This window comes from Propionivibrio sp. (assembly GCF_016790145.1).
GTDB lineage: Bacteria > Pseudomonadota > Gammaproteobacteria > Burkholderiales > Rhodocyclaceae > Propionivibrio.
This window is the reverse complement of sequence record NZ_JAEUOI010000200.1, coordinates 23,195-31,285: the sequence shown is the minus strand read 5'-3', so window position 1 is coordinate 31,285 and position 8,091 is coordinate 23,195. Positions and strand designations below refer to the sequence as shown.

At 58.8% G+C, this 8,091-nt stretch carries 6 protein-coding genes and 1 tRNA gene; 1 reads left to right on the top strand and 6 read right to left on the bottom strand.

The genetic code is table 11. The features are described from left to right. Nucleotides 1–88: transfer RNA gene (locus JNM42_RS16410), tRNA-Ser, on the bottom strand. Between the two features lie 36 nt (nucleotides 89–124). On the opposite strand from JNM42_RS16410, the gene mltF reads away from it, so the two are divergent. Continuing rightward, a complete protein-coding gene (mltF, locus tag JNM42_RS16405) occupies nucleotides 125–1,537 on the top strand; it encodes a membrane-bound lytic murein transglycosylase MltF (protein WP_294272648.1) in 1,413 nt (470 codons plus the stop codon). A gap of 153 nt (nucleotides 1,538–1,690) precedes the next feature. Here mltF and serS read toward each other — a convergent pair whose 3' ends face one another. The 5 genes from serS to JNM42_RS16380 all read right to left on the bottom strand — a co-directional run bounded on the left by serS (nucleotide 1,691) and on the right by JNM42_RS16380 (nucleotide 8,016). Further along, entirely contained in the window at nucleotides 1,691–2,971 is a 1,281-nt protein-coding gene (serS, locus tag JNM42_RS16400) for a serine--tRNA ligase (protein ID WP_294272646.1), read from the bottom strand. A gap of 2 nt (nucleotides 2,972–2,973) precedes the next feature. Beyond that, the gene (locus JNM42_RS16395; protein WP_294272644.1) at nucleotides 2,974–4,308 is read right to left on the bottom strand and encodes a replication-associated recombination protein A; all 1,335 of its coding nucleotides are present in this window, start codon (nucleotides 4,306–4,308) and stop codon (nucleotides 2,974–2,976) included. Beyond that, nucleotides 4,301–4,936 carry an outer membrane lipoprotein chaperone LolA gene (gene lolA, locus JNM42_RS16390; protein ID WP_294272641.1) on the bottom strand — a complete coding sequence of 212 codons (636 nt, stop codon included), beginning with the start codon at nucleotides 4,934–4,936 and terminating at the stop codon, nucleotides 4,301–4,303. Before lolA ends, JNM42_RS16395 begins: the two co-directional genes overlap by 8 nt. Further along, nucleotides 4,936–7,278, bottom strand: a complete 2,343-nt coding sequence (locus JNM42_RS16385; RefSeq protein ID WP_294272638.1) for a DNA translocase FtsK — start codon at nucleotides 7,276–7,278, stop codon at nucleotides 4,936–4,938. Before JNM42_RS16385 ends, lolA begins: the two co-directional genes overlap by 1 nt. Before the next feature lie 63 nt (nucleotides 7,279–7,341). Next, nucleotides 7,342–8,016, bottom strand: coding sequence for a Crp/Fnr family transcriptional regulator (locus JNM42_RS16380; protein ID WP_294272635.1), 675 nt, complete (start codon nucleotides 8,014–8,016; stop codon nucleotides 7,342–7,344). Nucleotides 8,017–8,091 lie beyond the last annotated feature (75 nt).

The following is an 8,091-nucleotide window of genomic DNA, read 5'->3' as shown; positions in this document are numbered from 1 at the left end:
TGGCGGAGAGGGTGGGATTCGAACCCACGGTACCTTGCAGTACGCCTGATTTCGAGTCAGGTACAATCGACCACTCTGCCACCTCTCCGTCAGGGGCGCGATTTTAACATGAGTCTTCCCATCGATGCGCCTCGTACTCATTTTTCTCGCTGTTTTGATAGCTGGCTGCGGCGACAAGGTCCAGCAGTCGCCCTATAAAACAGGAGAACTGGTTATCCTGACAAGGGTAGGATCAACCACCTATTCGCTTGACGAAACAGGCGGTGCCAGTGGATTTGATTACGATCTTGCCCGGTTGCTTGCGCAGGAACTCAAATTGAAAAGCCGGATCGTCGTTGCCGCCAACGATTACGACATCATGCTACGGCTGAAGGGCGGTGAGGGACATCTGGCGGCGGCCTGGCTGACTGCTGTCGACGATGCGCAGATACGCAGCAGCACGCCTTACTTCCAGAGCCAGAACGTGCTGATCACGCACGAAGCCTCACTACCCTTGACCGGGATCGAGCAACTGGCGCACAAAACCATCCATGTCGTTGCCGGTTCGAGGCAGGAAAAGGCGCTGCTTGCCGTCAAGGACAAGGTTCCGGATCTGATCATTGCCGCAGATCCCAATCGTAACGATCTGGACTTGATGGAAGGCGTCGCAATGCAACGCTATGAGGCGACGCTGGTTAACAATGCCGAATTCGATATTGGCAGCAACTACTACCCCGAGTTGCAGGACTCGCTGGGGGTCGGGCCGGCACGCGCGATTGTCTGGCTTTTTGCGCCGGGCGTTGACCCGGAATTGATAACCAGGGCAAATGCCTTTCTTGAGCATCTTGAAAAGAGCGGCGAGATGGACCGTCTGAAAGACCGCTACTTCGGGCATGTCCAGCGGCTCACGCAAGCCGACAGTGTACGTTTTATCGAGCGCATGCGTTCCGTTCTGCCTCAGTATCGTGCACTTTTCCATGCGGCGCAGGCCAGGACGGGGATCGACTGGCGCCTGCTGGCGGCGCTGGCTTATCAGGAATCCCAGTGGGAACCGCTGGCCACCAGCCCGACCGGCGTGCGCGGCATGATGATGCTGACCGCCGATACGGCCGACCATCTTGGTGTAAGCAACCGGCTCGACCCGTCACAAAGCATTCGCGCCGGAGCGCTGTACCTCAGCGACCTGCGCGATACGCTCCCGCCCGGCGTGGGCGAGCCCGACCGCTTATGGCTGGCGCTCGCTGCCTACAATCTTGGCATGGGCCATCTGAATGCCGCGCGCCACATTGCCATCACCAAGAAGACCGATCCCGATTCGTGGTACGAAATGAAAAAAGTGCTGCCGCTGCTGGCGCAAGCCCAGTACTACAGCCGGTTGAAATCCGGCAGGGGGCGCGGCGGAGAAGCCGTCACCATGGTCGAGAACATCCGAATCTATACCGACATTCTCAATCGCCACGAAGGCCCCTATCGGCCTCTGGACAGAATTGCCGAGACAACAGCGTTCTACAAGACCCGGCTTGAGCAAAACCCCAGCGAAACCCTGAGCAACCAGTAAACAGACAATTGGGAACAGCGAAGCACCAGGTTGCCGTGCAGGAAATCATCCTGGAGGACATTTTTTTCTTGGTGAATCTTTGTGTTCCTGGTGCATAGGTGGTAAAGCTTTTTCCATGCCTGAACAGGTCTGACTTCAAGCCCCCATTCACACTCACGCGACAATCTTCTCCAGCCCGCCAAGGTAGCCACGCAAAACAGCGGGCACAGTAATGCTGCCATCGGCGTTCTGGTAATTTTCCATGATGGCGACAAGCGTACGGCCTACCGCCAGCCCCGAACCATTAAGCGTGTGCACCAGTTCCGTCTTGTTCCTTTCATTGCGGCAGCGCGTCTGCATGCGGCGCGACTGGAAGGCCTCGAAGTTGGAACAGGAGGAAATCTCGCGATAGGTGTTCTGTGCCGGCAGCCAGACTTCCAGATCGTAGGTCTTGGCCGATGAAAAGCCCATATCGCCGCTACATAGGGCAACTCGGCGGTAAGGCAGTTCAAGCTTCTCAAGAATGATCTCGGCATGGCGCGTCAGTTCCTCATGAGCCGCATTGGATTTTTCGGCTGCGACAATCTGCACCAGTTCAACCTTGTCGAACTGGTGCTGGCGAATCATTCCGCGCGTATCCTTGCCGTAGGAACCGGCTTCCGAACGGAAGCACGGGGTATGGCAAACGTATTTTATCGGCAGCGCATCCTGGGCAAGAATTTCATCGCGCACGATGTTGGTCACCGGCACCTCGGCGGTCGGGATCAGGTACAGCGGCTCAGCGTCGGGGCGCAGAATCTTGAACAGGTCTTCCTCAAATTTCGGCAACTGGCCGGTGCCGAACAGACTGGCCGAATTGACCAGGTAAGGGGCATAGACTTCGGTGTACCCGTGCTCTTCGCTGTGCACATCGAGCATGAACTGGGCGATGGCGCGATGCAGCCGGGCAAGCGGCCCCTTCATCAACGAGAAGCGGGCACCGGCAATTTTGGCTGCCGTCGCAAAATCAAGCTGCCCGAGCGCCTCGCCCAGATCGACGTGATCCTTGACCTTGAAATCGTAAGGGCGCGGCGTTCCCCAGCGCCTGACTTCGACGTTGTCGACTTCCGATTTGCCGAGCGGCACGCTGTCCTGCGGCAGATTCGGAATGATCGCAACAAAGGCGTCGAAGGCTTTGAGCAGTTCGCCGAGGCGAATTTCGTTGGCCTCCAGCTCTTCTTTCAGCGCAGCGACTTCGGCCAGCACGGCGGAAGCGTCCTCACCCTTGCCTTTGAGCATGCCGATCTGTTTCGACAGACTGTTGCGGCTGGCCTGCAAGTCCTGAGTGCGCGTCTGCAGCGTCTTGCGTTCGGCTTCGAGCGTCTGGAAGGCGGCTATGTCAAGCGTATAGCCACGGGTGGCCAGACGTTCGGAAACCGCATCGATGTTATTGCGCAATAGCTGGATATCAAGCATGTTCAGTCCTCGGGGTCCTTGGATTTCTTGGAGAGTTTCAGCGCGTCGCGATCAAGCTGGCGCAAATGAGCGAGCTTCTCGCCGATTTTTATTTCCAGCCCGCGCTCGACCGGGCGGTACCACTCGAGCGCTGGCATCCCTTCTGGGAAATAGTTCTCGCCGGCCGCATAGCCTTCGCTCTCATCGTGCGCGTAGCGGTAATCCTTGCCGTAGTCGAGTTCCTTCATCAGTCGGGTCGGCGCATTGCGCAGATGCAGCGGCACCGGCCGCGAACCGTCTTTGGCAATGAACCCGCGCGCCGCATTATACGCGACGTAAGCGGCGTTCGATTTTGCCGCCATGGCCAGATAGAGCACCGCTTCCGCTAGGGCCAACTCGCCCTCCGGCGAGCCGAGGCGTTCGTAGGTTTGCGCCGCTTCACCGGCGATCTGTGCCGCTCGCGGATCGGCCAGGCCGATGTCCTCCCAAGCCATGCGCACGATACGCCGTGCCAGATAGCGTGGATCGGCGCCACCGTCGAGCATGCGGCAGAACCAGTAAAGCGCGGCATCGGGATTCGAGCCACGCACCGCTTTGTGCAGGGCTGAAATCTGGTCGTAGAAGGCCTCGCCGCCCTTGTCGAAGCGGCGCAGGTTCTGCGCCAGCGTGTTGTCGATGAAGGCGCCGTCGATCCGGGAAAGCCTGGCCGTTGCCGCTGCCGTGCGTGTCTGCTCGAGCAGATTGAGCAAGCGGCGCGCATCGCCGTCGGCCAGACCGATCAGCCGTGAACGGGAATCCTCGTCAAAGCTCAATCCTTGCAGCGCACGCCTGCAGGCTCGTTCAAACAACAGCCCCATTTCCTCGTCGGTGAGGGGGTTGAGCACATAAACCGAGGCGCGCGAAAGCAGCGCGGAGATCACTTCAAACGAGGGATTCTCGGTCGTCGCACCGACCAGGGTCAACAGCCCGCTTTCGACGTAAGGCAGGAAGGCGTCCTGCTGCGCCTTGTTGAAGCGATGGACTTCATCGACGAAGAGAATCGTCGGCCGGCCCGTCTGCGCCACTGTTGCTTCGGCACGTGCAACCGCGTCGCGGATATCCTTGACCCCGGAGAACACCGCCGATAGCGCCATGAATTCGGCGTCGAAGGCGTCGGCCATCAGCCGTGCAATCGTCGTTTTGCCGACACCGGGCGGCCCCCAGAGGATGAGCGAGTGCAGCTTGCGTGCTTCAAACGCCAGACGCAGCGGCTTGCCGGCGCCGAGCAGATGCGGCTGGCCAATCACCTCGTCGAGTGTTGCGGGCCTCAGCGCTTCCGCGAGCGGTACCGCAGGCGCATGGGCGAAAAGGTCACTCACCAATGACATCGACACCAGCGGGCGGCGTAAAACGAAACAGGGCGGGGGCCAGTTGTGGATTGCGCTCGAGATGTGTAAAGAATAGCGTTGTGGTCTGACCAAAGTTGTCGAACAGTTCCATCGCTTTCAGATCGCTTCCGGCAAAGCCCATCTGCAATCGTTCGAAACCGCTGTCCGGCGATTTCGGAATCGCTTCGAGCCATTCGAGCCCTTCCCGTTCGCCGGCCTCGCGCAGGGTGAAATTCTTTTCCAGCGCACTTTTGCCGCCGTTTTTGCCCTCACTGTCACCCACCAGCAGCGCCACCGGCGAGCTGCCCAGTGCGGCACCGACCTTCTTCACCGTCACCTGGCGCAGATCCGGATCGTAGATCCAGACTTTTTCGCCATCGCCGACCAGCAACTGACTGTAGGGCCGTTCGATCTGCCAGCGGAATTTTCCGGGGCGGGAGAACATCATCACGCCGCTCGACTGCTGTGGCCTTTTTCCGTTTTTGGCGACAACAATCTGCGCAAAGTCAGCGCGCACGGTCTTCGTCGTTTCGAGAAAGCGATGCAGCCTGTCTATGGCACCGGCATGAACGGTCTGAACGGCCAGCAGACAGAACGCCACGAAAGCAAATCGCCGCATCAGCTTTCTTCCTTGCGCGCAATGACTTCGCGGCCACCGCGGCCATCCATGGCCGACACCAGACCGGCTTTCTCCATGGCTTCGATCAGGCGCGCCGAGCGGTTGTAGCCGATGCGCAGATGACGCTGAACGAGCGAGATCGAAGCGCGACGGTTCTTCAGGACGATTTCGACGGCCTGATCATAGAGCGGGTCGGACTCGGCATCGCCAACCGCATCGCCCTCTCCGTTACCGCCCTCACCCTCGCCCTCGTCATCAAGACCGGCGCCGGTCAGCACGCCATCGACGTAATCCGGCGCACCCGCGCGCTTCAGGTAATCGACCACATGATGAACCTCGTCGTCGGCGACAAAAGCGCCATGCACGCGCGTCGGGTAACCGGTACCCGGTGCCAGAAAGAGCATGTCGCCCTGCCCGAGCAAAGCCTCGGCGCCCATCTGGTCGAGGATGGTGCGCGAATCGATCTTTGATGACACCTGGAAGGACATTCGTGTCGGGATGTTGGCCTTGATCAGGCCGGTAATCACATCGACCGATGGCCGCTGCGTCGCCAGAATCAGGTGGATTCCCGACGCGCGGGCTTTCTGGGCGAGGCGTGCGATCAACTGCTCGACCTTCTTGCCGGCAACCATCATCAGATCCGCCAGTTCGTCGATAACCACCACGATATACGGCATGGAAACCAGCGGCTCCGGCGCATCTGGCGTCAGCGACAACGGATTCGTCAGTTTCTTTCCGGCCTTCTCGCCGTCCTTGATGCGATGGTTGAGGCCGGCGATATTGCGCACGCCCATCGCCGACATCAGCTTGTAGCGTTTTTCCATTTCGGCGACGCACCAGTTGAGCGCGTTGGCGGCCTGCTTCATGTCCACCACTACCGGCGCCAGCAGGTGCGGGATGCCCTCGTAAATCGACAGTTCAAGCATTTTCGGGTCGACCAGGATCAGGCGCACCTTGTCCGGCTCGGACTTGTAGAGCAAGGACAGAATCATCGCGTTGATACCAACCGATTTGCCGGAACCTGTCGTACCGGCAACCAGCAGGTGTGGCATCTTGGCCAGGTCAACGACCACCGGATGACCACCGATATCCTTGCCGAGCGTCATCGCCAGCGGCGAGTTCATGTCGTGATAGGCACTGCTCGAAATGATCTCGGAAAGTCGTACGATCTGCCGTTTGGCATTCGGAAGCTCGAGCGCCATGCAGGATTTTCCGGGAACCGTCTCGACCACGCGGATCGACACCATCGACAGCGCACGCGCCATATCCTTGGCCAGATTGACGATCTGTGCGCCTTTCACGCCGACTGCCGGTTCGATTTCGTAGCGCGTGATCACCGGGCCCGGATAAGCGGCCAGCACCCTGACCTGAACGCCAAAGTCGGCGAGCTTGCGCTCGATCAGACGCGAAGTGTATTCAAGGCTTTCGCTGCTGACCTGATCGGTCTGTGGCGCTGCTGCTTCGAGCAGATGCAGCGGCGGCAGCAGGCCACCGACAAGCGCCTCGGGGAAGAGTGGCACCTGACGCTCGCGCTCGATCCTCTTCTCGACTTTTGTCGGCATCACTGCCGCTGGCGGCGGCTTTTCAATGAAAATCGGCTCTTGGGTCTCAACTCGCCGTTTCTCGTCCTCGACCACCGCCTCGCGCTCGCGCGCCACCTCGCGACCGATTCGCCGGTCCTGCCAGCGCTCGAACAGGCTGCGCACCGCATCATAGGCGGCTTCAAAGAGGGTGCCAAATCGTTCAGCCGCCGTAAGCCACGACATCCCGGAAAAAATGCTCCAGCCAAGCATCAGAGACGCCAGCAAGGTCAGGGTCGCTCCGGTATAACCCAGATAGCGTACCGCAACCCTTTTGATCTCGTATCCAATCAGTCCACCTGCACCAGGATCGAAGGGCAACTGCATTTTGAGTGAATAAAAACGCAAGGCTTCCAGCCCGCTGCTGGAAACAATCAAGACAATAAAACCGGCCAGTGCAATGTAAAGCGGACGCCGATCAGCCGAGCGCAAACCGTCAAGACGACGGTAACCCCACCACACGAGGGCGATCAGCAAGACAACCCACCACCAGGCTGAAAGCCCGAAGACAAAAAGCAGCAAATCGGCCAGCCAGGCACCACCCCGACCGGCCGGGTTGTGCAGTGTCGTTCCATGCACGGCATGCGACCAGCCGGGATCGCTGCGCTGGTAGCCCCACAGCGCCAGACCAAGAAATGCGGCCAGAACAACCAGCGCCAACCAGCGTGATTCCTGTAGTACGAGCGCGATTTTCTCCGGCAGTGGGCTGGGCGCTTCGGTCTTTCGCTCAATCCGGCCAGTGGTTTTTTGCAGCGAAGCCATCAATATCTGTAGTAACTGGACAAAAGGACATTATAGCCGGCTGCCGGCAACTACCGGTGAGCTTCAATCCTCGGAGAGGACAATACGTCCCGGTTCAATGCGGATATAGCCGCTGCGCTCCAGATCCTTCATCACGCGACTGACCATCTCGCGCGATGCGCCAACCATCTTGGCCATATCCTGTTTGGTCACCTTGCGCCGTATCACACGCAAGCCTTTTTCCTCAACTGAAAAATCGAGGAGCAACTTGGCGACACGCCCGTAAACGTCCATCAGCGCCAGGCTTTCGATCTTTCGATTCGCCTCGCGCAAACGCAGCACCAGGCTCTTCATGATATTCAGGCAGAGGTCAACGTTTTCGGCCAGGGCTTTCATAAAATCCGCCTTGGTAATCACCAACAATTCGCAGGATTCATTGGCAACAACGTCGGCCGAACGCGGTGAGCCGTCAATCAGCCCCATCTCGCCAAAGCATTCGCCAGCGGCAAGAAAGGTCAGAATCACCTCGTTGCCTTCGGCATCCCGGTTCAGCACTTTGGCGCTTCCGCTCACAATGACGAACAGCGAGTCGGTGCTGTCACCGACGAAGACGATCGTTGTATTGCGTGCCACCTTGCGGCTGACGGCCATTCGCGCAATCTGTTCGAGCTGTACATCTGGCAGCCCGGCAAACATGGGAATGTTCTGTAATAATGACAAACCTGACTTCGCACTCGCTTGATGCTGTTTGGCTTGCATGGCTCTCTCTTTCGTTTGAGTAATTATTTCAAAGAGTTGTGCAAGGATTATAAGATAATTCGCGGTTTCGTCACC

Excerpts from the sequence above, each read along its gene's own strand:
- serS (WP_294272646.1), bottom strand. The coding sequence starts at position 2,971 with ATGCTTGATATCCAGCTATTGCGCAATAACATCGATGCGGTTTCCGAA.
- JNM42_RS16385 (WP_294272638.1), bottom strand. The coding sequence starts at position 7,278 with ATGGCTTCGCTGCAAAAAACCACTGGCCGGATTGAGCGAAAGACCGAA.
- JNM42_RS16380 (WP_294272635.1), bottom strand. The coding sequence starts at position 8,016 with ATGCAAGCCAAACAGCATCAAGCGAGTGCGAAGTCAGGTTTGTCATTA.
- mltF (WP_294272648.1), top strand. The coding sequence starts at position 125 with ATGCGCCTCGTACTCATTTTTCTCGCTGTTTTGATAGCTGGCTGCGGC.
- lolA (WP_294272641.1), bottom strand. The coding sequence starts at position 4,936 with ATGCGGCGATTTGCTTTCGTGGCGTTCTGTCTGCTGGCCGTTCAGACC.